18 protein-coding genes are annotated in these 22,183 nt (G+C 71.8%); 12 read left to right on the forward strand and 6 right to left on the reverse strand.

The window, feature by feature from the left end:
* Positions 1-13: 13 nt before the first annotated feature.
* Both U8525_RS13160 and U8525_RS13165 read left to right on the forward strand, forming a co-directional pair.
* Positions 14-4,423, forward strand: coding sequence for an AMP-binding protein (locus U8525_RS13160; RefSeq protein ID WP_374265374.1), 4,410 nt, complete (start codon positions 14-16; stop codon positions 4,421-4,423).
* Positions 4,420-5,448, forward strand: a complete 1,029-nt coding sequence (locus tag U8525_RS13165) for an NAD-dependent epimerase/dehydratase family protein (RefSeq protein WP_374265376.1) — start codon at positions 4,420-4,422, stop codon at positions 5,446-5,448. The genes U8525_RS13160 and U8525_RS13165 overlap by 4 nt, the downstream gene beginning before the upstream one ends.
* A 27-nt stretch (positions 5,449-5,475) precedes the next feature.
* Here U8525_RS13165 and U8525_RS13170 read toward each other — a convergent pair whose 3' ends face one another.
* Both U8525_RS13170 and U8525_RS13175 read right to left on the reverse strand, forming a co-directional pair.
* Positions 5,476-5,658, reverse strand: coding sequence for a hypothetical protein (locus U8525_RS13170; protein WP_374265378.1), 183 nt, complete (start codon positions 5,656-5,658; stop codon positions 5,476-5,478).
* A gap of 5 nt (positions 5,659-5,663) precedes the next feature.
* The gene (locus U8525_RS13175) at positions 5,664-6,545 is read right to left on the reverse strand and encodes a diguanylate cyclase (protein ID WP_374265380.1); all 882 of its coding nucleotides are present in this window, start codon (positions 6,543-6,545) and stop codon (positions 5,664-5,666) included.
* Between the two features lie 207 nt (positions 6,546-6,752).
* On the opposite strand from U8525_RS13175, the gene glgC reads away from it, so the two are divergent.
* Positions 6,753-7,982: a glucose-1-phosphate adenylyltransferase gene (gene glgC / locus U8525_RS13180; RefSeq protein WP_374265382.1), complete on the forward strand. Its 1,230-nt coding sequence runs from the start codon at positions 6,753-6,755 to the stop codon at positions 7,980-7,982.
* A 72-nt stretch (positions 7,983-8,054) separates the two neighbouring features.
* Here glgC and U8525_RS13185 read toward each other — a convergent pair whose 3' ends face one another.
* Together U8525_RS13185 and add are read right to left on the reverse strand one after the other, a co-directional pair.
* Complete coding sequence (locus U8525_RS13185) at positions 8,055-8,510, reverse strand: hypothetical protein (protein ID WP_374265384.1); 456 nt, start codon at positions 8,508-8,510, stop codon at positions 8,055-8,057.
* A gap of 11 nt (positions 8,511-8,521) precedes the next feature.
* Positions 8,522-9,685: an adenosine deaminase gene (gene add / locus U8525_RS13190; protein ID WP_374265386.1), complete on the reverse strand. Its 1,164-nt coding sequence runs from the start codon at positions 9,683-9,685 to the stop codon at positions 8,522-8,524.
* Between the two features lie 101 nt (positions 9,686-9,786).
* Between add and U8525_RS13195 the strand changes: the two genes are divergently transcribed.
* The gene (locus U8525_RS13195; protein WP_374265388.1) at positions 9,787-10,836 is read left to right on the forward strand and encodes a PQQ-binding-like beta-propeller repeat protein; all 1,050 of its coding nucleotides are present in this window, start codon (positions 9,787-9,789) and stop codon (positions 10,834-10,836) included.
* Positions 10,837-10,840: 4 nt separating this feature from the next.
* Here the strand turns inward: U8525_RS13195 and U8525_RS13200 are convergent, their stop codons facing one another.
* Complete coding sequence (locus tag U8525_RS13200; protein WP_374265390.1) at positions 10,841-12,103, reverse strand: MFS transporter; 1,263 nt, start codon at positions 12,101-12,103, stop codon at positions 10,841-10,843.
* A gap of 324 nt (positions 12,104-12,427) precedes the next feature.
* Between U8525_RS13200 and U8525_RS13205 the strand changes: the two genes are divergently transcribed.
* The 4 genes from U8525_RS13205 (at position 12,428) to U8525_RS13220 (ending at position 16,222) form a co-directional block, all read left to right on the forward strand.
* Positions 12,428-13,528: a hypothetical protein gene (locus U8525_RS13205; protein ID WP_374265392.1), complete on the forward strand. Its 1,101-nt coding sequence runs from the start codon at positions 12,428-12,430 to the stop codon at positions 13,526-13,528.
* 101 nt (positions 13,529-13,629) lie between these two features.
* Entirely contained in the window at positions 13,630-14,163 is a 534-nt protein-coding gene (locus U8525_RS13210) for an RNA polymerase sigma factor (RefSeq protein ID WP_374265394.1), read from the forward strand.
* A complete protein-coding gene (locus U8525_RS13215) occupies positions 14,160-14,963 on the forward strand; it encodes a tol-pal system YbgF family protein (protein ID WP_374265396.1) in 804 nt (267 codons plus the stop codon). The genes U8525_RS13210 and U8525_RS13215 overlap by 4 nt, the downstream gene beginning before the upstream one ends.
* A gap of 68 nt (positions 14,964-15,031) precedes the next feature.
* Complete coding sequence (locus U8525_RS13220; protein ID WP_374265398.1) at positions 15,032-16,222, forward strand: hypothetical protein; 1,191 nt, start codon at positions 15,032-15,034, stop codon at positions 16,220-16,222.
* On the opposite strand, the gene purU is transcribed toward U8525_RS13220, so the two are convergent.
* Entirely contained in the window at positions 16,223-17,086 is an 864-nt protein-coding gene (gene purU / locus U8525_RS13225) for a formyltetrahydrofolate deformylase (RefSeq protein WP_374265400.1), read from the reverse strand. It lies immediately after the preceding gene.
* Positions 17,087-17,369: 283 nt separating this feature from the next.
* Here purU and U8525_RS13230 point away from each other — a divergent pair, with 283 nt between their 5' ends.
* From U8525_RS13230 to U8525_RS13245, 4 genes are all read left to right on the forward strand, one after another.
* Entirely contained in the window at positions 17,370-18,242 is an 873-nt protein-coding gene (locus U8525_RS13230; RefSeq protein ID WP_374265402.1) for a TIGR02587 family membrane protein, read from the forward strand.
* Complete coding sequence (locus U8525_RS13235) at positions 18,239-18,625, forward strand: hypothetical protein (RefSeq protein ID WP_374265404.1); 387 nt, start codon at positions 18,239-18,241, stop codon at positions 18,623-18,625. The genes U8525_RS13230 and U8525_RS13235 overlap by 4 nt, the downstream gene beginning before the upstream one ends.
* Positions 18,626-18,670: 45 nt before the next feature.
* Positions 18,671-19,156 (forward strand): hypothetical protein, encoded by a 486-nt coding sequence (locus tag U8525_RS13240; protein ID WP_374265406.1) that lies wholly within the window; start codon positions 18,671-18,673, stop codon positions 19,154-19,156.
* Between the two features lie 78 nt (positions 19,157-19,234).
* Positions 19,235-22,159: a carboxypeptidase regulatory-like domain-containing protein gene (locus U8525_RS13245; protein WP_374265408.1), complete on the forward strand. Its 2,925-nt coding sequence runs from the start codon at positions 19,235-19,237 to the stop codon at positions 22,157-22,159.
* Positions 22,160-22,183 lie beyond the last annotated feature (24 nt).

The raw sequence follows: 22,183 nt of genomic DNA on the forward strand, positions 1-22,183 counted from the left end.
GTCGCACACGGACATGGCCACGCTTCCCCCGCTGGACGTCACCCAGGTCTTCACCGGCAAGCGCATCGTCTTCGTCGGCACCACCGGCTTCGTGGGCAAGGTGACGCTGTCGATGCTGCTGGCCCACTACGGCGACGTGCTGGACCGGGTCTACGTCGTCGTGCGCAAGGGCAGCGCCGCGTCCGCGGAGCGCCGCTTCTTCGACAAGGTGGCGCCCAGCGAGCCCTTCCAGCCGCTGCGCGACCGCCTGGGCGATGACGGCGCCATGGAGTACCTCCAGAAGAAGTGCACCGTCCTGGACGGCGACATCACCGACCCCTGGGTGGGCCTGGAGGAGGCGCAGGTGGAGGCGCTCACCGGGCAGGTGCACGCCATCGTCAACTGCGCGGGCCTCGTCTCCTTCAACCCGTCGCTGGAGGTGGGCCTCAACGTCAACACCCACGGCGTGAAGAACGCGGTGGCGCTGGCGCTGCGCTGGAGCGTGCCGCTCATCCACATGTCCACCGCGTTCGTGGTGGGCAACCGCAGCGGGCTCGTCTTCGAGGACGAGCCGGTGCTGGGCTACTTCCCCAAGCAGGAGGAGATGGACGGGCGCGACTTCAGCCTGGAGCAGGAGCTCCAGGACGCGGAGAAGATCGTGGCCCGCCTGCGCGAGCAGGCGGATGACAAGGCGCTCACCTCCATCTTCCGGAAGAAGGCGCTGGACCGGCTGGAGGAGGAGGGCCGCGACGCCACCGACGAGAAGACGCTGCGCCTGGCCGTGGGCCGCGAGCGCAAGCTGTGGCTGTCCGGCGAGCTGGTGCGCGCGGGCATGGAGCGCGCGCAGCACTGGGGCTGGCCCAACACGTACACGTACGCCAAGCACCTGGGTGAACAGGTGCTGGCCGGGACGCCGGGGCTCCGCTACTCCATCGTGCGGCCCTCCATCGTGGAGAGCGCGGCGCACTTCCCCTTCCCCGGCTGGAACGAGGGCTTCACCACGTCCGCGCCGCTGGCGTACGCGGGCATCAAGGGCCAGCGCGGCATCCCCGCGGGGGACCACGCCATCCTGGACATCATCCCGGTGGACCAGGTGGCGGGCGCCACGCTGGGCATCACCGCGCACGCGATGCAGGTGGAGGAGCGCCGCGTCTACAACCTGGCGTCCGGTGACGTGAACCCGTTCCTCGCCAGCCGCTCCGTGGAGCTGGTGGGCCTGTACCGCCGCCGCTTCTACCGCAACCGCGAGACGGGCAACTCGCTGGTCAACGCGCTGCGCTCGCGCATCGAGCCGCAGCCGGTGAGCAAGCAGGAGTTCCAGCTGCTCAGCGCGCCCATGCTGGCGAAGGGCGCGAAGCTGCTGAAGAAGACGCTGGATGAGGTGCGGCCCGCGTGGGGCGCGCCGCGCGTCCAGGCGATGGTGGACAAGGCCCGCGCCGCGCTGGACGAGGTGGAGTCCCAGGCGGACAGCCTCACCGGCCTCATCGACCTGTTCCTCCCCTTCCTCTGGGAGAACCGCTACGTCTTCCGCTGCGACAACACGCGCTCCGTCTACGAGCGCATGGCGCCGGCGGACCGCGCGAGGATCGGCTGGGCGCCGGAGCGCATCGACTGGCGCGAGTACTTCCTGGGCACGCACCTGCCCGGCCTGGAGAAGTGGGTGTTCCCCGGCCTGGACGAGGAGCGCGAGAAGCGCACCGCCATCCCCGCGCACCGCGACCTCCTGGAGCTGTTCGAGGCCACCGTGCACGCGTACCGCCACCGGGTGGCGTTCCGCATGGCCGCGGGGGAGAAGGAGGAGCGCTTCACCTTCGGCGAGGTGCACCGCTACGCGGCCCGCGTGGGCAGCTACCTGCTGGCCCAGGGCATCAAGCGCGGCGACCGCGTCCTGCTGGTGTCGGAGAACCGGCCGGAGTGGGCCATCAGCTACTTCGGCATCCTGCGCGCCGGCGCCACCGCCGTGCCGGTGGACCCCTCGCTCACGGAAGCGGAGGTGGTCAACATCGCGAAGCGCGCGGCGGCCCGGCAGTGCCTCGTGTCCGAGCAGGCCGCGGAGGACTTCCCCGGCCTCCTCACCGCGCTGGGCGAGGGCGTGGGCGTGGCGAGCCTCGCGGAGGCCATGACGGGCGACCCGGCGTACCCGGACCGCATTGGCCCGGTGAGGAAGTCCGCCGCCGCGGACGACGTGGCGAGCGTCATCTTCACCTCCGGCACCACCGGCACGCCCAAGGGCGTGATGCTCACCCACCGCAACTTCGCGTCGCTGGTGGCGAAGCTGGCGGGCGCGTTCGACGTGGGCGTGGGCGACGGCGTGCTGTCCGTGCTGCCCCTGCACCACACCTTTGAGTTCTCCGCCGGCTTCCTCACGCCGTTCATGCGCGGCGCGGAGATCACCTACATCGACGAGCTCACGTCGGACCGGCTGGGCGACGTCTTCGAGACGGGCCGCGTGACGGCGATGATCGGCGTGCCCGCGCTCTGGCAGCTGCTGCACCGGAAGATCACGCAGGAGCTGGCCGCGCGCCCGCCGGTGGTGGAGCAGGCGCTCAAGGCGCTGATGGCGGCCAACGGGGAGCTGCGCAACCGCAGCTCGCTCAACCTGGGCAAGCTCCTGTTCTGGCCGGTGCACCGCAAGTTCGGCGGCCGGGTGAAGGTGCTGGTGTCGGGCGGCTCCGCGCTGTCGGAGGAGGTGCACCAGGCCTTCCACGAGCTGGGCTTCACCATGCGCGAGGGCTACGGCCTCACGGAGGCCGCGCCGGTGCTGGCGGTGTCCGAGGCCACCAACAAGCGCGTGAAGGGCACGGTGGGCAAGGCGCTGCCGGGCATCGAGTTCAGGATCCTCAACCCGGACAACGACGGCATCGGCGAGGTGCTGGCCAAGGGCCCCAACGTGATGGCGGGCTACTTCGGGGACCGCGAGGCGACCGAGGCCGTGGTGAAGGACGGCTGGCTGCACACCGGCGACCTGGGCCGCATGGACGACGAGGGCCGCCTGTACCTCATGGGCCGCGCCAAGGACGTCATCGTCGACGCCAACGGCAAGAACGTCTACCCGGACGAGCTGGAGGAGCTGTACCAGGAGCACGAGCACATCAAGGAGCTGTCCATCGTCGGCCTGCCGGACGAGGCCGGCGGCGAGAAGGTGGCGTGCCTGTGCGTGCCGGACTTCAAGGACCGCCCGCGCGAGGAGGTGCGCCATGAGCTGGAGGAGCACTTCCGCAAGGTGAGCGCGGGCATGCCCTTCTACCGGCGCGTGAAGGTGCTGCGCTTCTGGGACGGCGAGCTGCCGCGCACCTCCACGCGCAAGGTGAAGCGCAAGCGGGTGGTGGAGGAGCTCCAGCGGCTGGACCGCGTGTCCGCCACCGCGGGCCGCGTGAAGGAGAAGGCGCAGGCGGCGTCCAGCACGGGCGGCGTGGCGGACTGGCTCTACCCGCTCGTCGCGGAGGTGTGCCACCGCCCGGTGTCGGACGTGCGGCCGGAGGCGCAGCTGTTGGGCGACCTGGGCTTCGACTCGCTGATGCTCACGGAGATGTCCGTGGCGCTGGAGGGCGCGGGCGTGCCGCTGCCCGCCATCGAGGACCTGACGCAGGTGCAGACGGTGGAGGACCTGCGCAAGCTGGTGGTGGCCTCCGGGCGCCGGCCCTCGGCGGAGACGCGCGCGCGCGACATCAAGCGGGAGGTCGAGCGCGCGGAGGAGGCGGAGATTCCGGTGCCGGAGTCCGTGTCCGCGCTGGGCCGGCAGCTGATGTCCTTCGGGCAGAAGGTGCTCTACGGCGGCGTCTTCGACGTGAAGGTGACGGGCAGGTCGTTCATCCCGCAGAACCGCAACTTCCTCGTCATCGCCAACCACGCCAGCCACCTGGACGCGGGCCTGGTGCGCGTGGTGCTGGGCGACCAGGGCGAGCGCATGGTGTCGCTGGCCGCGCGCGACTACTTCTTCGACACGCCGCTCAAGCGCGCGTGGTTCGAGAACTTCACCAACCTCATCCCCATCGACCGGCAGGGCAGCCTGCGCGAGTCGCTGCGCGTGGCGGGCGAGGCGCTCCGGCAGGGCTTCAACGTCCTCATCTTCCCGGAGGGCACGCGCTCCCGGACGGGCGAGCTGATGGAGTTCAAGCCCACGCTGGGCTACCTGTCGCTCACCTACGGGGTGGACGTGCTGCCGCTCTACATCCACGGCGCGTATGAGGCGCTGCCCAAGGGCTCCATGTTCCCGAAGACGAAGGAGCTGGAGGTGCACGTGGGCCCGGCGCTGCAGCACGCGTCGTTGAGGGCCCGGGCGCAGGGCATGGCGCGCTCGGAGGGCTACCGCTACGTGACGCACATCGCGGAGGAGGCGGTGCGCGCGCTGCGGGCGGGCAAGGTGCTGGACCTGGAGCAGGTGGGCGCGGACCGGGACTTCACCCCGCCCGCCCGGGCCCTGCCGGAAGGGAAGGACGCGTGAAGCTGCTCGTCACCGGAGGCACGGGGTTCCTGGGCACGCACCTGGTGCCCAGGCTGGTGGCTGAAGGCCACGAGGTGCGCCTCATCGCGCGCTCGAAGCCTTCAGGCCCCGCGTTCGCGAAGACGGAGGTGCGCCAGGGCGACCTCAAGGACCGGGACGCCGTGCGCCGCGCGCTGGAGGGCGTGGACGCCGTCTACCACCTGGCGGGGCTCGTCTCCTTCCAGAACAAGGACGCGCGGCGGATGTACGAGCTGCACGTGGACTGCACGCGCGAGTTCCTGCGCGACGTGCGCGAAGCGGGCGTGAAGCGCGTCATCCTGGGCTCCACCTCCGGCACCATCGCGGTGTCGAAGGAGGACCGCGTGGGCACGGAGGAGGATGACTACCCCATCACCACCGTGGCCCGCTGGCCCTACTACCTGTCGAAAATCTACGAGGAGAAGCTGGCGCTGGAGTACTGCCGCAAGCACGCCATCCCGCTGGTGGTGCTCAACCCCAGCCTGCTGATGGGGCCCGGGGATGACCGCCTGTCCTCCACCTGGACGGTGGTGAAGTTCCTCAACCGGGAGATTCCGTCCATGCCCGGCGGCGGCATCTCCTTCGTGGACGCGCGCGACGCGGCCACGGCCTTCGCGCAGGCGCTCACCCGGGGCGAGGTGTATGGCCGCCACCTGATGGGCGTGAACATGGCCATGTCGGACTTCTTCGACCGGCTCCAGCGCCTCACCGGCGTGCCCGCCCCGCGCATGAAGCTGCCGCGCGAGGTGAACATCTGGGGCGGCAAGCTGCTGGAGCAGGTGGCGAAGCTGCGCGGCGTCGCGTCCAGGCTCGACCCGCAGGAGGTCGAGATCGGCGAGCACTTCTTCTACCTGGAGCCCGCCAAGGCCGAGCGCGAGCTGGGCTTCAAGGCGCGCGACGTGCACGAGACGCTGCTCGACACCGTCCAGTACATCTACTCGAAGATGCCGCCCGGCAGCCTGCCCGGCACCCGCGGCCGGCTGGCCGAGTCGCGCGAAGGCACCTGACGTCTGGCGGCGGGGGCGCGGCGGGCCCTACGGGTTCGCCGCGCCGCCGCGCACCCGGCCGCCGCTCACGCGCTCCACGAGCCGGGCGGCGTTCGGGTCCTGGTCCTTGCGGTGCCACACCCAGGCGGCGCCCAGGAAGGCCAGGCCCAGGAGGACGAGCACGAGCCGGGCCAGGAAGGACGGGCCACCGCTTTCGTCCGCCGCCGCCATGGGGCTCAGCCCACCACGCGGTTGCGGCCGGTCTTCTTGGCCTTGTAGAGGTTCGCGTCCGCCACCTTGATGAACTGGGACGGCTCCGACATCTCCGAGGCGACCTCCGCCACGCCGATGGAGATGGTGACGGGGATGTCCTTGTCCTCGAAGGCGAAGCGCTTGTCCTCCACCAGCTTGCGGATCTTCTCCGCGAACAGGCGCGCCTTGTCCGGCCCGTCCTCCGGCATGACGATGGCGAACTCCTCGCCGCCGTAGCGCGCGAAGCACTGCTCGCGGCGCACCAGCCGCTTGATGGACTGGGCCATCTCGCGCAGCACGTAGTCGCCGGCCAGGTGGCCGTGGACGTCGTTGATCTGCTTGAAGTGGTCGATGTCGAACATCATCAACGACAGCGTGCGCTGGTACCGGTGCGAGCGGCCCATCTCCCGCTCCAGGTACTCCAGGAAGTAGCGCTTGTTGTTGATGCCGGTGAGGCCGTCCGCGATGGTCAGCGTGTAGATGGTCTCGTGGTACTGGGTCTCGATGTTGTCGCCATCGAGGAACTTGAAGATGGAGCCGCCCACCTTCACCAGGTCCCCGCTGCGCAGCGGCTGCGCCTGGAGCACCTCCCGGTCGTTCAGATAGGTGCCGTTGGTGGACTGGAGGTCCTCCACGTACATCTTTCCCTGCCGGCCCCAGATGCGCGCGTGGCGGCGGGACACGTTGTCCAGGTCCACCACGATGTGGTTGTGCTGGTCCCGACCGATGGTGAACTCGGTCTCCTCCAGCACGTACTTCTTGCCCAGCTCAGGGCCGTGGATCTGCACGAGGCAGCACTCGGTGCCGCGCTCGGGACCCGGGGTGAGGCTGGAGATCTTGGTGACTCGCGTTTGGTCGCCAGACATCGCCCGGCCACGCTAGCACGCAAGGTCCGGGGAAGCCACGCAAGCCAAGAGGACGCACGGGGTTGCGCCCCTCCTCCTACATGCGGCGAAAGCGGGAGGTCACCGCGCGCCCCCCCACCTCCGCCGGTTGGGCACTCAACGGAAAGGCTTGCACGGGCGGCGCGGCCATTGTGGCCCGGCGGCCGGGGGCTAACGTGGCCGGTACCTATGTCAAAGCTGCTGGCCATGATTCTTGCGGGAGGCGCGGGCACGCGCCTGGAGCCCCTGACCCGAGAGCGCGCGAAGCCCGCGGTTCCGTTCGGTGGGCGCTACCGCATCATCGACTTCGTCCTGTCGAACTTCGCCAACTCCGGCGTGTACCGGATGAAGGTGCTGACCCAGTACAAGAGCGACTCGCTCAACAACCACCTGTCGCGCGCGTGGCGCATGACGGCGTTCCTGGGCCACTACGTGGAGGCGGTGCCGGCGCAGATGCGCACCGGCGTGGACTGGTACAAGGGCAGCGCGGACGCCATCTACCAGAACCTCAACATCATCACGGACGAGGAGCCGGACCACATCTTCGTCTTCGGCGCGGACCACGTGTACCGGATGGACGTCCGCAAGATGCTGGACTTCCACATCCAGCAGAAGGCCGCGTGCACGGTGGCCGCCATCCCGGTGCCCATCGAGCAGGGGCGCGAGTTCGGCATCATCGACGTGGGGCCGGACGGGCGGATGCTCCAGTTCCTGGAGAAGCCCAGGGACCCGCCGCCCATGCCGGGCAACCCGAAGATGTGCCTGGCGTCCATGGGCAACTACCTCTTCACCACGGACACGCTGGTGAAGCAGGTGGTGCGCGACGCGGCGGACGAGAAGAGCGCGCACGACTTCGGCAAGTCCATCATCAGCGAGCTCTACAAGCACGAGCCCGTGTACGTGTACGACTTCGCGCAGAACACGGTGGCCGGCCAGGAGGAGAAGGAGCGCGGCTACTGGCGGGACGTGGGGAACATCGACGTGTACTACCAGTCCAACATGGACCTGGTGGAGGTGGACCCGACGTTCAACCTCTACAACGACCGCTGGCCCATCCACACGCAGCCCAACAACTACCCGCCGGCGAAGTTCGTCTTCGCGGACCGGGAGAACAAGCGCGTGGGCACCGCCACGGACTCGCTGGTGGCGGAGGGCTGCATCATCTCCGGCGGCCACGTGCACCGCTCCGTGCTGTCGCCGAAGGTGCGGGTGAACTCCTATTCGGAGGTGGAGGACTCCATCCTCTTCGAGAACGTCACCATCGGCAGGCGGTGCCGCATCAAGCGGGCCATCATCGACAAGAACGTGGAGATTCCGCCCGGGATGACCATCGGCTACGACCCGGTGGAGGACCGGCGCCGCTTCCACGTCACGTCCGGCGGCGTCGTCGTCATCCCCAAGGGGATGAAGGTCACCTGACGGCCGCCAGCGGTCCCCAGGCGGCGGGCGCTCCCGGAGCACGTCCGGAGCGCCCGCTCCGCGCTTGACCGCTCAGCGGAACGCGGCCTTCACGTCCGGCCGGTTGAGCAGGATGACCGACCAGATGCCCGGCACGAGCGACAGGCACATGCACGGGCCGCAGCACGGGATGCAGCAGAGGATGGCGGCCGTCATGGACAGGCCGTAGCTCTGCAGGTTCTTCATCTTCCACCCGCCGAAGGCCACCAGCCCGTTGATCACCAGCCCGGGCACGGTGGACACGATGCGGCCACCCGGGGACAGCATCCACATCACCGCGTCCCTCCACTGCGGGGGGAGGCTCGGGTCGCTGTAGACGTGGGTGTACTTCTCCGGATCGATGGGGGCCGCCAGGCTCACCAGCGAGTACAGGAGCGTGAGGCCCGCCATCACCATCATCAGGATGGCCGGGACGGCCAGGTCCTGGGCCGCCTTGGCGCGCGTGGGGTTGAAGTCCGACGAGGGAGGGATGTCCTGGGGCGTGTCCATGGCTTCTCGGGTCAGGCGGGCTGGCGCATGGCCGCGACGGGGCGCTTCTCGAAGGCGGCCAGCGTGGTGGCGATCTCCTGGTTCACCTGCCGCAGCATGTCCTGCTTCTCCCGGAAGGGAAGGAAGGCGCTCTTGAAGCCGGACACGATGATGGTGGTGAGGTCCTCCAGCGACAGCCCCATGTTGCGGTGGGCCAGCCACAGCTCCTTCGTCACGGTGGTGTCGGTGATGAGGCGGTTGTCGGTGTTGATGGTCACCCGCAGGCCGTAGTCGAAGTAGAACTTGAGCGGGTGGGACTCCAGCGAGGGCACCGCGCCCGTCTGGACGTTGGAGGACGGGCAGACCTCCATGGGGATGCGGTGGTCGTTGACGTAGTTGAGCAGGTCCCCGTCCTCGCGCAGCCGGGTGCCGTGGCCGATGCGGTGCGCGCCCAGCGAGTGGATGGCCTGGGAGATGGACTCCGGGCCGAAGGCCTCGCCGGCGTGGGCGGTGCAGTTGACGTTGTTCTTGAGGATGAGGCGGAAGGCGTCCAGGTGGTCCTTCGCCGGGAAGCTGGCCTCCGCGCCCGCCAGGTCGAAGCCCACGACGCCGCGGTTCTTGTACGCCACGGACAGCTCCGCCAGCCGCATGGACGTCTGCGGGTTGATGTGGCGGATGCCGCAGACGATGACGGCGCACTTGATGCCCGTCTCGCGCTTGGCGGCGCGCAGGCCCTCCAGCACGGAGTCGATGACGGTGGTCATCTTCAGGCCCTTCTGCAGGTGCAGCGCGGGCGAGTAGCGCACCTCCAGCCAGCGCACGTTCTCCGCGGCGGCGTCCACGGCCAGCTCATAGGCGGCGCGGTAGAGGGACTCCGCCGTCTGGAGGACGGAGAGCGTCACGTCGAACGCGACGAGGTACTCCTCCAGGCTCTTGCACACCTGGCCCATGTGGATGGCCCTGGCCAGCCCGTCCTCGGTGTCGGCCATGAGCTTGATCTTCTGCTCCTCGGCCAGCTCCAGGATGGTCTTCAGGCGCATGGACCCGTCCAGGTGGCAGTGCAGGTCCGTCTTGGGGAGCGCGTGGAGCAGCTCCTCCGTCACCGCCAGCGTGGGAGGCGGGGTGATGTCCGTACGCCGGGCGGATGAGGGGATGCCGGTGGCGTTGGGGGTTTCGTCTTCACGAATCGTGGGCATGGTCGAAGTTCCTCGGTTGCGTCATCCTCCCCCAAACCATGCCGTCCCGCGCCTGTCCACGCCTGCTCCTGGTGACCTGCCTGACGTTGACGCTGGCCGTCATGGCGTGTCAGCGGGCGCCGGTGGAAGCGGCCTTCCAGTACTCCAGTGATGCCTCCTCCCGAACAGGGCTGACGGCGCTGGCGGACGGGGTGCTGCTGGGCAACGAGGCGGGCGCGGTGGTGCGCCTGGACCGCGAGGGCCGGCCGCGGTGGACCACCCGCCTGGGCCGAGAGGTGGCGGTGGCCCCCGCCGTGGCCGGCGACAGCGTCATCGTGGGCACGGTGGTGGGGGAGCTGGCCAGCCTGTCGCTCCAGGACGGCAAGGAGCGCTGGCGCCTGGGCGGCGAGCCGCCCGTGCTGACGCCCCCGGTGGTGGACGACGCGGGAGGCACGGTCTTCCTGGTGGCCCCCGACGGGGCGGTGCGGGCCGTGGCGGTGGACTCCGGACAGACGCGCTGGAAGCGGTCGAGGCAGGCCCCGGAGTCCGCGCCGGCGGAGGCCCTGGGGTCGCGGTCCTCCGTGGCCCCCTCGCTCCGGCCCGCGCCGGTGCTGGTGGGGGACGTGCTGGTGGTGCCGCTCGCCTCCGGGCTGTGGGCGCTGGACGCTCGGAGCGGTGAGCCGCGCTGGTCGCTGCCGGTGACGGACGTGGTGGGGCTCGACTCGGAGCGCGACACCGTCTTCGCGGCCACGCGGCCGGGCCGGGTGCTGGCGCTGTCCCTGAAGGACGGGAGCACGCGCTGGGAGCAGCGCTTCGCGGACGGGGTGACGGGGCCGCCGGCGCGGGCGCTGGGCGCGCTGTGGGTGGGCGCGGGGCCATCGTCGGTGGTGGGGCTGTCCACCGCGGAGGGACGGGAGCTGGCTCGGGTGGAGCTGCCCTCCGCGCTGGTGGGCCGGGTGCAGGTGGGGCTGGAGGACCTGCTGCTGGTGCCCACGGCCGGGCACGAGGGGCGCCTGGTGGCGCTCAAGGCGCCGGGCTGGACGCCCGCGTTCACGGTGCGGGCGGACACGCCGCTGCGCACGCGGCCGGTGGTGCGCGGTCCGCGGGTGTTCGTGCTGGGGCTGGACGGCCGCGTGCTGGCGTGGCGGCTGCGGGTGCCGCCGCCCGCCTGACGCCTCAGGCGCCGGAGTGGGGGCGGGCCTCCGCGTCCGCGGCGCCGGGGGCCTCCAGGTAGTCCAGGTCGCGGTGGAAGGTCTCCGCCAGCCGCGCGAGCGAGAGGAGCGCGAGGACGAAGCACACCGCGCCCACGGCGAGCGCCGCGTGCGCCACGCCCAGGGAGCCCTTGAGCTCGCCGAAGGCGGTGGCCGCGAGCACCGCGGAGCCGCGCACGAAGTTGGGCACCGACGTCGTCACGGTGGCGCGGACGTTGGTGCCGAACTGCTCGGCGGCCATGGTGACGAGCACGGCCCAGTAGCCCACGCTCAGGCCGATGAGGAAGGTCAGCGCGTAGATGAGCGCCGGCGTGAGGCCCGGCACCAGCCCGTACACCAGCACCAGCGCGAACCAGGCGGTGAGGCAGAAGCCCACTGCGCGCTTGCGGCTCTGGAGCCACTGGCTCAGCACGCCGGACAGGAGGTCTCCCAGCGTCAGGCCCACGCTGCCGAAGAGGATGGCGTTGCCCGCGGTCACCGTGCCCTGCACGTGGAGGCCCGCGGTCAGCTCCGGGGCGAAGACGAAGAGGATGCCGGTGGTGAAGTAGATGGGCACGCCCACGAGGATGCAGCCCAGGTACTTGGAGAAGCGGCCGCCCGTGAGGAGCAGGAGCGCGTTCCCCTTCGCGGGGCCGGCCTTCTGCGTGAAGAGGACGGACTCGGACACCTTGAAGCGCGCGAAGAGGAGCAGCAGCCCCAGCACGCCGCCCGTCACGTAGGCCGTCTTCCAGTGCAGGTGCTGCGCGACGAGCGCCGCGACGACGACGCCCAGCATGCCCAGCGTGGCGACGACGGTGGTGCCCAGGCCGCGCTTCTCCCTGGGCAGGGACTCCGCGACCAGGGTGATGGCCGCGCCCAGCTCGCCCGCGAGCCCCAGGCCGCCGAGGAAGCGGCAGGCGGCGTAGCTGTTCACGTCCCAGACGAAGGGGTTCAGCAGGTTCGCCGCCGAGTACAGGAGGATGGAGCCGAACATCACGGACAGCCGCCCCCGCCTGTCCCCCAGCAGCCCCCAGAAGAGGCCGCCCACCATCATCCCCGCCATCTGCGCGTTGTAGATGACGAGCCCCTTCTGGAAGATGTCCGAAGGGTCCGTGAGGCCCAGGTCCTTCAGCGACGCGACGCGCACCACGCCGAAGAGCGTGATGTCGAAGAGGTCCACGAAGTAGCCCAGCCCCGCCACGAGGACGGTGAGGTTCAGGACCGAGCGCAGCTCCCGGAGGCGGTTCATTCCGCGTGATTAGGGGCGTTCCCGAGCCGGGGGCAAGCGCTACGTGAGGGCCGCCTGCCCCCGCGATGCCGCGCGCCCCCGGCCGACCCGCGCGGCCCCCGGTGTGGCGCTGGCTCCAGGGCAGGGGCGTCTGGCATTGCGACAAGGCTTCGCCCTTCATGAAACACAGACATCCGGGCCCCGGAGGCCGCCGTCCCCGCACCGGAGCGCGGGGCGGTGGCGCTCCAGGTCCGGGAGGGCGGGCAGGCGTGGCCACCGCCCTTCCGCCGCCCCCACCCGGGCGTGACGACAACCCGCACGGCGCGGAGCTTCCAGAAGAATTTCATGGAAGGTAGGTTTTACCGCATGTCCCAGTTGGAGGCCGTGGCGTGGCAGCGCGTGGTGGTGCTGGCCCTGGTGCTGGGCCTGGGGGGCGCCGCGTGGGCGGCCGGTCCATGGCGGGCGCTCGCGCGCGTGGCCACGCCTGAAGACCGCGCACTGCTGGAGCGGGTGCGGGGGCAGAGCAGCGACCTGCCGGTGGCGCTGGAGCCGGAAGCCGGTCCGTCGATGGACGCGAGCCCCGAGGGCGCGTGGCGTGAGGCGGAGCGGATGGCCTCGCGGAAGGACGCGCGCGCGGTGCTGTGGTTCACGCGCGACGGCGCGGAGCTGCGTGTGTCGGTGGCGGCGCCGCGCACGGGCCACCTGTTCGTGAGGACCGCGCGGGTGGAGGGCGCGCCGGAGTCGCTGGCGTGGTCCGTGGGGGCGGAGGCCCTCGCGCTGGCGGTGCGTTCGGCGCTGCGCGCGGTGGACGCGGGTGAGCCGCTGGGCGAAGTCGTCGCGCCCCCTCCTCCACCTCCCGTGGTGGCGGCGCCCCCTCCTGCGCCCCCCGCCACGGCGGAGCCCGTGGCCGAGGCGCCGGTGGACGGGGCCTTCGTCCAGGTGGGCCTGCACGCGGCGCTGGATGGCTATCACCCCGGAGGACAGCAGGGCCTGTCCGTGGGCGCCGGGTGGGCCGGCCGGGTGCTGCGCCTCCGCGCGCAGGTGCTGGCGTCGCTGCCGGTGCGGCTGCGGGATGCATACGCGGACCTCCGCCTGACTCAGGGGGCCGCGCTGGCGTGGGCGGACGTTCCCTTCGTGAAGGCGGGCGCGTGGGAGGGCACGGTGGGGCTGGGGGCGGGCGTCGCGGGCTTCTGGCGGCGCACGACGGCGCGGGCCCCGGAGGTGGAGCCGGCACCTTCGCGCGGGGTGGCGGCCTTCGTCGTGGGGCCGGCGGTGCGCGTCGCGTGGCGGCTGGGACCGGTGCTCGCGCTGGAGGCGGCGCTGTCGGGCGAGGTGCTCCTGGGACGGCCCCGGCTGGGCTACGCGGTGGATGGCGGCTTCCAGCTCCGGGAGGACGGCGCGGCCGTGCGTCCCCGACTGGGAGTGGGGATGGCGATTTTTCCGTGAGCACCGATGACCCGATTTCGCGGCGTCCGTCCTCCTTGCCGGACATGAGGAGCTCGGGCTCACATGCGACCGTCGCGCCCCGGGGCGAGGACCCCCGGCTGATGGCGGCCATGCGGGGTCAGCGCGACGCGACCGAGTCCCTGCTCCTGGAGCTGCTGCCGCGGGTGCGCAACCTGGTGCGCTACCTGGTGCGCGGGGACTCGGACGTGGAGGACATCGCCCAGGAGTCGCTCATCGCGCTGGTGCGGGGCCTGCCCACCTACCGCGGCGACGGGCGCTTCCACGGCTGGGTGGACCGCGTGGTGGTGCGCACCACGTTCGCGTGGCTCAAGCGTTCACGCGGGCGCGAGGCCCGCTACAGTGAAGACCCGGTGGAGCTGTTGGCGGTGCCGTCCGACGAAGCGCCGGCGGACGAGTACCTGCATCGCCGTCACCTGGTGACGTTGCTGGACAGGCTGTCGACGGAGCAGCGGCACGCGCTGGTGCTGCACCACGTGCTGGAATTGAGCGTGCAGGAGATCGCGACAGAGCTGGGCGTCCCCTTCGAGACCGTGCGCAGCCGGCTGCGCCTGGGCCGCACCGCCTTGCGCGCTTGGGCCTCGGACGGCGAGGCGCCGGAGGGGGAGACGTCATGAGCCCCCGCCCCCCCGACGACGGTGACGTGGAGCCGCTCGACGACCTGCTGCGGCCCCTGGATGGCGGCAGTGGTCCCGCGCGGCGGTTGTCCCGGCAGCGCTCGAGCGCGCTCGTCCAGGCGGCGCTGGACGCGGCGCTCCAGCAGGCGCCGGAGCCTCCGCGGAGAAGCCGCAGGCGGCCCCCCGTGTGGCTGATGGCGGGCGCGGCGCTCATCTTCACCGGGGCCGCGGCCGCCGCCGTGTGGCGCTATGCGCGCCCCGAGCAGCCACCACCGGCGGTGCTGACACCGGCCGTCCCGGAGCCAACGCGGGTGGCCACGCTGGAGCCGGTGCCCCTGCCCCCGCCGCCCCCACCCGAGCCGTTCGTCATCGAGCATCCCCGCCCGCTGCGGCCGAGCATCACCGTGAAGGAGTCCTCCAAGCCGGAGGACCTGCTGCGCCAGGCCAACGCGCTCCGCTCCGAGGGAAGGTGGAAGGAGGCGGAGGGGCTGTACCTGCGCGTCATCCGCGCGGAGCCGTCGTCGCTGGCCGCGTATGTCGCGCGCGTGGCGTCGGGGGCGCTGCGGCTGGAACACCTGGGCGACGCGCGAGGCGCCCTGCGCCAGTTCCAGGACGCGGTGCGGCTGCACCCCGGTGGCATGTTGGCTCCCGAGGCACGCCACGGCGTGGCCGAAGCCCACCGGGCCCTGGGGGACTCCACGGCGGAAGCCCGGGCGCTGGAGGAGTTCCTCGCGCTGCACCCCGACTCGCCGCTGAGCGCGGCGTCGCGCGCGCGGCTTCGGGAGCTGTCGCCACCATGAAGCGCGGCTCGCCATGGCGGTTCAAGCGGCGTCTCTGGGGGCGCCGTCGGTGGCAAGACCACGAGCCCATGAGGCTCCGCGTCGCAGGCTGGATTTCATGGGCCGGGCTGCTGCTGGGCGCCGCGTGCACGGTGGAGGATCCGGTGGCCACGCTGCGCTCCCCCGACGCGGGGCCCGACGTCCCGGATGAATGGGCGGCGCACTGCGCGGACAGCGGACCACCGCTCCTGCTGGGGGACCCGGCCTCGGGGCCCCAGGTCTGTAGCGGCCAGCTTGCGCAGACGCTGTTCCACCGCGCGGCGTGCTCGTGCGAGGGCCTGTCCCTCAGCGCCCCCTTCACCGTCGATGCGTTCCGAAGCTCGGCGGGGCCCTACGCTCCCGGCGGCACGGGCGGAGACGTGGGCGTGAACGGCGTCCTGTTCGCGAACGACCGCGTCACGGTGGGCGGCTCGCTCCAGGCAGGCGGTGTCCAGCTCAGCAGCCCCCTCGGCGTCGGCGGCGACCTGGACAGCAGCGGTCCCCTCTCCGGTCCGGGGACCTCCGCCACCGTGGCCGGGGATGCCCGGGTGAACGGAGACGTGGCGCTCGCGTCGCTCACCGTGGGCGGCGTGCTCACCGTCCCTCCGGAGTTCTCCCCCGGCCCCGCCCAGGCCGCCGAGCTGCGCCGCGAGCCCGTGCCTCCGGTCATCCCCTGCGACTGCGACGAGGGCTCCCGCTTCGACCCGGCCGCGCTCATCGCCCACCACACCGTGGACAACGACGACGCGGCCATCGGGTTGGATCCAGCGACGCTGGAGGACGTCACCGGCGAGCGCGCCCTGGAGCTGCCCTGTGGCCGCTTCCTGCTCACGCGCATCGCGGGGCCGGGCCACGCCACGCTGCGCATCCGGGGCCGCACCGCGCTGTTCATCCCCGGCGGCGTGGACCTGCGGGAGGCGCTCACCGTGGACGTGCGGCCTCCGGGCGAGCTGGACCTCTTCCTCGCGGGAGGCTTCGTCGTGTCCGGCCAGCTCACGCTGGGCTCCGCCGCCCTGCCCTCCAGGGTGCGCGTCTACGTCGCGGGCACGCAGGCGCTGGACATCTCCGCGGGCAGCACGCTCGCCGGCAACCTCTACGCGCCCCAGGCCCAGCTCAACCTGAGCGGCAACGCGGAGCTGTTCGGCTCGCTGTTCGTGCGCCACCTGGAGGCGTCCGGCGCGGTGCGGGTGCACCACGACGCGGACGTGCTCGACGCGGGCGCGGCGTGCCCCGCCGGGTGATCAGCGGAACACGACGGTCTTGTGGCCGTTGAGCAGGATGCGGTGCTGCACGAACCACGTCACCGCGCGGGCCAGCACCACGCTCTCCACGTCGCGGCCAATCGCCGTCAGCGCCTCGGGCGAGAGCGTGTGGTCCACGCGCTCCACGTCCTGCTCGATGATGGGCCCCTCGTCCAGGTCGCCCGTGACGAAGTGGGCCGTCGCGCCGATCAGCTTCACGCCCCGGTCGTAGGCCTGCTGGTACGGCCGCGCCCCCTTGAAGCTGGGGAGGAACGAGTGGTGGATGTTGATGAGCCGCCCGCGCAGCGCCTCGCACGTCTCCGCGGAGAGGATCTGCATGTACCGGGCGAGCACCACCAGGTCCACGCGCTGCTCGCGCACCAGCTCCAGCAGCCGCGTCTCCTGAAGCGCCTTGTTCTCCGGCGTCACCGGCAGGTGGTGGAACGGGATGTCGTGGGACGCGGCCAGCTGGTAGAAGTCCCGGTGGTTGGACACGATGGCCGGGATCTCCACCGGCAGGACGCCGCTGCGGTAGCGATACAGCAGGTCGTTCAGGCAGTGGCCGATCTTCGAGACCATCAACAGCACCCGGGGCTTCTCCGCCGCGTCGTGCAGGTGCCACTCCATGGCGAAGCGCCCCGCGAGCGCCCCGAAGGCCTCGCGCAGCTCCGCGGGCTCCGCCTTCCCCTCTTCATCCGCGAAGTGCACGCGCATGAAGAACAGCCGCGTCTGCGGGTCGCCATACTGGGCGCTGTCGAGGATGTTACAGCCGTGCTCGGCGAGCCAGCCGGAGACGGCGTGAACGATGCCGCGCTGATCCGGACACGACAGCGTGAGGATGTATTGGGCGGGACGCTCGGTCATAAGCGGCGGCGACTATAGCCTCGCCGGGTAACGGCCCGTTCCCGGGCGCGGCGGGGAGTGTCCAGTGTCCGGCGGGTGCTCGGCTCCGCCCCGCCGGAGCCGGACCGGAGAGCCGCGGGCGCGCTGCCGCGCCCCCTGGTACGCGCGGCTGGAGCGCACCGCGCGCGCCCGGGACGCCTCCCTCCCCGTCTCATGCGAGGCCCTGTGCAACGTTCGAGGGAAGAGCATTCCGAGGGGGGGGAGGCTTCCCTCCCCGGGAAGCGAACCTAGACTCAGCCCCGTCATGGCCGACCGTCTCCCAGCCGACGCGCCCCGCCGACGACGACCGGTGCCGGAGTCCCTGCGCGAGTACGGCCGGGGCATCGCGGGGGGCCTGCTCTTCAGCCTGCCGCTGCTCTACACGATGGAGGTGTGGTGGGCGGGCTTCACGTCCCATCCGGGCAGCGTGCTGGCCTACCTGGTGGCCACGTACGTGCTGCTGCTCGGGTACAACCGCTATGGGGGGTTCCGCCGGGACGTGAACTGGTTCGACGTCTTCACGGACTCGCTGGAGGAGCTGGGGCTGGGGCTGCTCGTGTCGCTGGTGGTGCTCGTGTTGATTGGCCGCATCGGCCGGGGCACGTCGCTCCAGGAGGCGGTGGGCATGGTGGTGGTGGAGGCCGGTACGGTGGCCATCGGCGTATCGGTGGGCACCGCGCAGCTGGGCGGCCAGCACCGCGAGCCGGATGAAGAGGAGGATCAGCGACGGCTGCGGTCCGCGGACCACGTCCCCGGTCAGCTGGTCATCGCGTTCTGCGGCGCGGTGCTGTTCGCGGCCAACGTGGCGCCCACGGAGGAGGTCGTGATGATCGCCGTGGAGGCGCAGCCCTGGTGCCAGCTGGGGCTCGCCGTGCTGTCGCTGCTGTTGGGCGGGCTCATCCTCTTCCAGAGTGACTTCACGCGCGCCAGGCGCTTCACGCGCCGCCGCCTGCGCCGGGACGTGCTGGCGGGCACCGTCGTCACGTACACGCTCGCGCTGCTGTCGAGCGCGCTGGTGCTGTGGTTCTTCGGCCGGTTCCAAGGCAACGGCCTGGCGGTCTGCATGGCGCAGGTGGTGGTGCTGGGGCTGGCGTCGACGCTGGGCGCCTCCGCGGGGAGACTGCTCATCCAATCATGAAGACGAACTGGAACTGGCTGGAGGGCGTCGTCTTCGTGTCGAGCTGCGTGCTGGTGGCGCTGGTCCTGGGCTACCTGGTGGTGGACGCCTGGACGACGGGCAGCGGTCCGCCGGACCTGGTCGTGAAGGTGGGCGCGCCCGTCGCCGCCGCGAACGCGAAGGAGTGGCGGGTGCCCGTCACGGTGACGAACCACGGCGACTCGGCGGCGGAGGAGGTCCACGTGCGCGTGTGGCTGCGAGGCGGCCGCGAGCCGAAGCAGGAGGCGGAGTTCGTGCTGGCCTACGTGCCACGCCACTCCCAGCGGGAGGCCTGGGTGTCCTTCCTCGAGGACCCGGCGCCGGAGGGCGTGGAGGCGCACGCGGTGGGCTTCGCCACGCCCTGACACGCGCTGCTATCCTGGTGGCGCATGCGCGCCAGGAAGAGGCTGGTGCTGCGACGCACCCCGCACGTGCGCGGCCGGGTGGTGGCGGAGGACGGCGCGGCGCTGGAGTTCTTCGAGGTGAACGGCCAGCGGTACACGACCCCGGATGGGAGCTTCGACCGGCGCCTGTTCGGAGCCCAGGGCCCCCAGCGCCTCGTGGTGCGCGCCAGGGGCTACGCGACGGTGGACCGCTCCGTCACGCCGGACGGAGGAGGCGACGTGGACCTGGGGACGGTCACGCCGTTGCTGTTGCCCGGACAGACGCCTGCTCCCGACAGCCCCGGGGCCCTCGAACACCTGCGCCTCCAGCAGCACCCCGTGGAGGAATGGACCCGCGCGTCCGTCACGTTCCGCCGCGTCCCCGCGGGCCACTACACCGTCATCGCGAGCACCCGCGACCAGGACCGCATCCACCGCGAGGAGCTGGACGTGCCCGAGGAGGGCGCGCTGTCCCGCGACGTGAAGCCGGTGTGGAGGCCCCTCGCGCGCTGACGCGTGGCGCGGGGGCCCGCTATCCTGCCCGGCATGGGGAACGGCAGACCTGGGGGCTGGAAGGCATGGCTGGGAGGCATGGCATTGGCGGTCGCCGCGCTCCTCGCCTTCCTCCTGTGGAACACCGAGGCGCCTTCATCGCGCAAGGACGCGCTCGCGCCCACGGCCGCGTCCGCGCTGCACCCGGTGGCCCGCGCGACACGGGTGACGACGACGCCGCGCCCCGCCGGCACCGCGCGCATCTCGGGTCATGTCCTGGGAACCTCCGGCCCGGCTGCGGGAGTGCGCGTCTCCGCGTCTCGCGTGGAGCCCGGGGTCACGCTGTCGGAGCGGCCGTGTCCCTCCCCCACCGGCCAGGACGACGCGCGGGCTCCCCTCTTCAAGAGCGACGCGTGCAGCTTCGACTCCGAGCGCATGCAGGGCGAGGCCGTGGAGGCCCGCGACGGCGAGGCCCTGGTGTTCGCGGAGGCGACCACGGACGCGGAGGGCCACTTCATCCTGGAGGGCTTGCCCGAGGGCCGCGTCACGCTCTGGGCCCTGGGCGACACGGGCGCGGCGTCGCAGGGCGGCGTCGCGGTGGGCTCGGACGACGTGGCGCTGACGCTGGAGCAGGGCGTCCTCTTCCAGGGGACCGTCACGGACACGGACCGCGAGACGCCCATCCCCGACGCGCGGGTGACGCTCGTCTCCCGCTGGCACACGCGCTTCTTCGACGCGGTCACCGACGCCGAGGGCCGCTTCACCGTGGGCCCCCTCCCCCCGGGGGACTACGCCGCCTTCGCCGCCGCCGAGGGCCGGTCCTCGTGGTTCCAGCCGAAGCTCGAATCGCTCGCGGACATGACGACCGTGGTGCTCGCGCGCTCGCTCCTGCTTTCGGGGCAGGTCCTCTCGACGCATGGCGCACCGGTGCCGGGAGTCCTGGTGCACCTCGAAGGCGACACCGCGACGGCGTCCGCCCAACGCACCACGACCGATGGAGAGGGGCGCTTCCGCTTCACCGCGCCCGCCGTCCTCCACCAGCTCACCGCGGAGTCCGGAGGCGCGTTCGCGACGCTGGACGTGACCCCGCCCCTGGAGCACGTGGAGCTGCGGCTCCAGCCCGGCGTGTTCGTCGAGGGCACGGTGCGCGACGACGCCGGCCACACCCTCCCGAACGTGCGCGTGGAGGCCTACCGAGAGGACGGCGGTCCCCTCGGCGCCGAGGCGACCACCCTGACGGATGCCGGAGGCCGCTACCAGCTGGGCCCCACGCGTCCCGGGCCCCATACCTTCCGGCTCCTCGCGCCCCATCACCTGGACGTGGAGCTGCATGCGCAGCGGCTCCAGCAGGGCATGGCGCCCCTGGACTTCACCCTCCGCCGCGCGCAGAGCGTGGAGGGCCGCGTCGTCGACACGTCGGGCGCTCCGCTCGAAGGCATCCTCCTGACGCTGTCAGGGGACCGCCTGGGCGATGGGGACGACATCGACGCGGGTGGCGCCCGGCGCTCGGATGCCACCGGGCACTTCGTCCTGGACGTGAAGCGCGCGGGGACGGGCGAGCTGTCCGTGGAGGATCCGTCCTTCCAGCGGCAGACCCTCCCGGTGCGCGTCCCCTCGCGAGACATCGTGGTGGTGCTGGACCGGGGCGCCTCCGTGTCCGGCGCCGTCACCGATGCGCGGGGCCTGCCCCTGCGGGGAGCGACCGTGACGTTGGGGGCGGAAGCGCAGGAGGAGGACGCGCCATACGAAGAGCCGCGTCAGGTCATGACGGACGAGCAGGGCCGCTTCCACCTGCAAGGCATTGCCCCGGGCACGTACCTCCTGGGCGCCGTCGTCCGGGGAGACCTGATGGACGCCTCGGTGTCCCAGCCCCTCACGCTCCAGGCGCGTGAACACAAAGACATCTCAATGCGACTGGAAGCGGGCCGTGAGCGCGCGGGCATCGCGGTGGATGGGGCGGGCCAGCCGCTCGCGGGGGTCTCCATCACCGCGGACCTCCCCGACAGCGCTTCATCCGAGTGGAGCAACCTCGACGACGATGGACCCGCGGGCCTGCGCACGGGCCCGGACGGGCGCTTCACCCTGCGCGGGCTCGTGGCCCCTCGCTACGCCCTGTGGGCCCACCTGCCGGGCTACACCTTCCGCCCCAGACGCTCCCTGGGAGGCGAGCCCGACACGGAGCAGGGCAGCCTCTGGGTGGACTCCAGCGAGGCGCCCCTCCAGCTCGTGCTGGAGCGCGACGGACGCCTCCGGGGCCGCGTCGTGGAGCCTGGAGGCCAGGCCGTCACCTCGTACAAGGTGACGGGCGTCCAGAGCAGCACCCGGTCCACCGAGTGGCCAGCCGGTGTCTTCGACATTCCCTTCCCCGCTGGAGGTCCGGCCATCCTGACCGTGGAGGCCCCCGGCTTCATGCCGCTGGAGCGCGCCGTCAACCTGACGGAGGGCGTGGACCAGGACCTGGGCGTGCTGACGCTCGATCCCGGCTGGACGCTGCGGCTCGCCCTCCACGACGCGGAGACCGGCGAGGTCCTCAACCAGCTGGAGTCCTTCCGGGCGACCATCACCGAGCCCAAGGACTCCGACGTTGCCCGCGCGATGGCGCGTCCCCAGAACGTCCCGCTGCGCGACGGCGTCTATACGCTGTCACAGCTGCCGCCCCCGCCCTTCACCCTGTCGCTCCAGAGCCGGAACACGCGTCCCTTCAAGCAGGAGGTGACGGCTCGCGTGGACACGCTCACCGTGGCCCTGGATCGCGCCGCGACGGTGCGGCTCCAGGCCCGGGACACGAACGGCGCGCCCCTGCCCGCGCTCATCTCGCTGAAGGAGCTGGGGCGCTATCCCATGATCCGCTATCAGGACGCCGCCCCGGGGGGCACCCTCGTCCTCCGGGGCGTCGAACCCGGCGAGTACCTGCTGGATGCCCGCGCGGCGGACCCGGACGAAGGCCCCCGCTTCTCGCCCCAGCGCGTGCAGATTCCCCCCCGGGGCGAGGTGACCTTCACCGTGGAGGCCGCCCCGCCGTGAAGCCGCGCGGCCCCAAGCCAGGGC

Origin of the sequence: Corallococcus sp. RDP092CA, assembly GCF_041903675.1 — a bacterium.
In the GTDB taxonomy this organism is placed as follows: Bacteria; Myxococcota; Myxococcia; order Myxococcales; family Myxococcaceae; genus Corallococcus.

What these genes read in the sequence shown, in the direction of transcription:
- U8525_RS13160 (WP_374265374.1), top strand. Translation starts at nt 14, where the DNA reads ATGGCCACGCTTCCCCCGCTGGACGTCACCCAGGTCTTCACCGGCAAG.
- U8525_RS13170 (WP_374265378.1), bottom strand. Translation starts at nt 5,658, where the DNA reads ATGGCGGCGGCGGACGAAAGCGGTGGCCCGTCCTTCCTGGCCCGGCTC.
- U8525_RS13175 (WP_374265380.1), bottom strand. Translation starts at nt 6,545, where the DNA reads ATGTCTGGCGACCAAACGCGAGTCACCAAGATCTCCAGCCTCACCCCG.
- glgC (WP_374265382.1), top strand. Translation starts at nt 6,753, where the DNA reads ATGTCAAAGCTGCTGGCCATGATTCTTGCGGGAGGCGCGGGCACGCGC.
- U8525_RS13185 (WP_374265384.1), bottom strand. Translation starts at nt 8,510, where the DNA reads ATGGACACGCCCCAGGACATCCCTCCCTCGTCGGACTTCAACCCCACG.
- add (WP_374265386.1), bottom strand. Translation starts at nt 9,685, where the DNA reads ATGCCCACGATTCGTGAAGACGAAACCCCCAACGCCACCGGCATCCCC.
- U8525_RS13195 (WP_374265388.1), top strand. Translation starts at nt 9,787, where the DNA reads ATGGCGTGTCAGCGGGCGCCGGTGGAAGCGGCCTTCCAGTACTCCAGT.
- U8525_RS13200 (WP_374265390.1), bottom strand. Translation starts at nt 12,103, where the DNA reads ATGAACCGCCTCCGGGAGCTGCGCTCGGTCCTGAACCTCACCGTCCTC.
- U8525_RS13205 (WP_374265392.1), top strand. Translation starts at nt 12,428, where the DNA reads ATGGAAGGTAGGTTTTACCGCATGTCCCAGTTGGAGGCCGTGGCGTGG.
- U8525_RS13210 (WP_374265394.1), top strand. Translation starts at nt 13,630, where the DNA reads ATGGCGGCCATGCGGGGTCAGCGCGACGCGACCGAGTCCCTGCTCCTG.
- U8525_RS13215 (WP_374265396.1), top strand. Translation starts at nt 14,160, where the DNA reads ATGAGCCCCCGCCCCCCCGACGACGGTGACGTGGAGCCGCTCGACGAC.
- U8525_RS13220 (WP_374265398.1), top strand. Translation starts at nt 15,032, where the DNA reads ATGAGGCTCCGCGTCGCAGGCTGGATTTCATGGGCCGGGCTGCTGCTG.
- purU (WP_374265400.1), bottom strand. Translation starts at nt 17,086, where the DNA reads ATGACCGAGCGTCCCGCCCAATACATCCTCACGCTGTCGTGTCCGGAT.
- U8525_RS13230 (WP_374265402.1), top strand. Translation starts at nt 17,370, where the DNA reads ATGGCCGACCGTCTCCCAGCCGACGCGCCCCGCCGACGACGACCGGTG.
- U8525_RS13235 (WP_374265404.1), top strand. Translation starts at nt 18,239, where the DNA reads ATGAAGACGAACTGGAACTGGCTGGAGGGCGTCGTCTTCGTGTCGAGC.
- U8525_RS13245 (WP_374265408.1), top strand. Translation starts at nt 19,235, where the DNA reads ATGGCATTGGCGGTCGCCGCGCTCCTCGCCTTCCTCCTGTGGAACACC.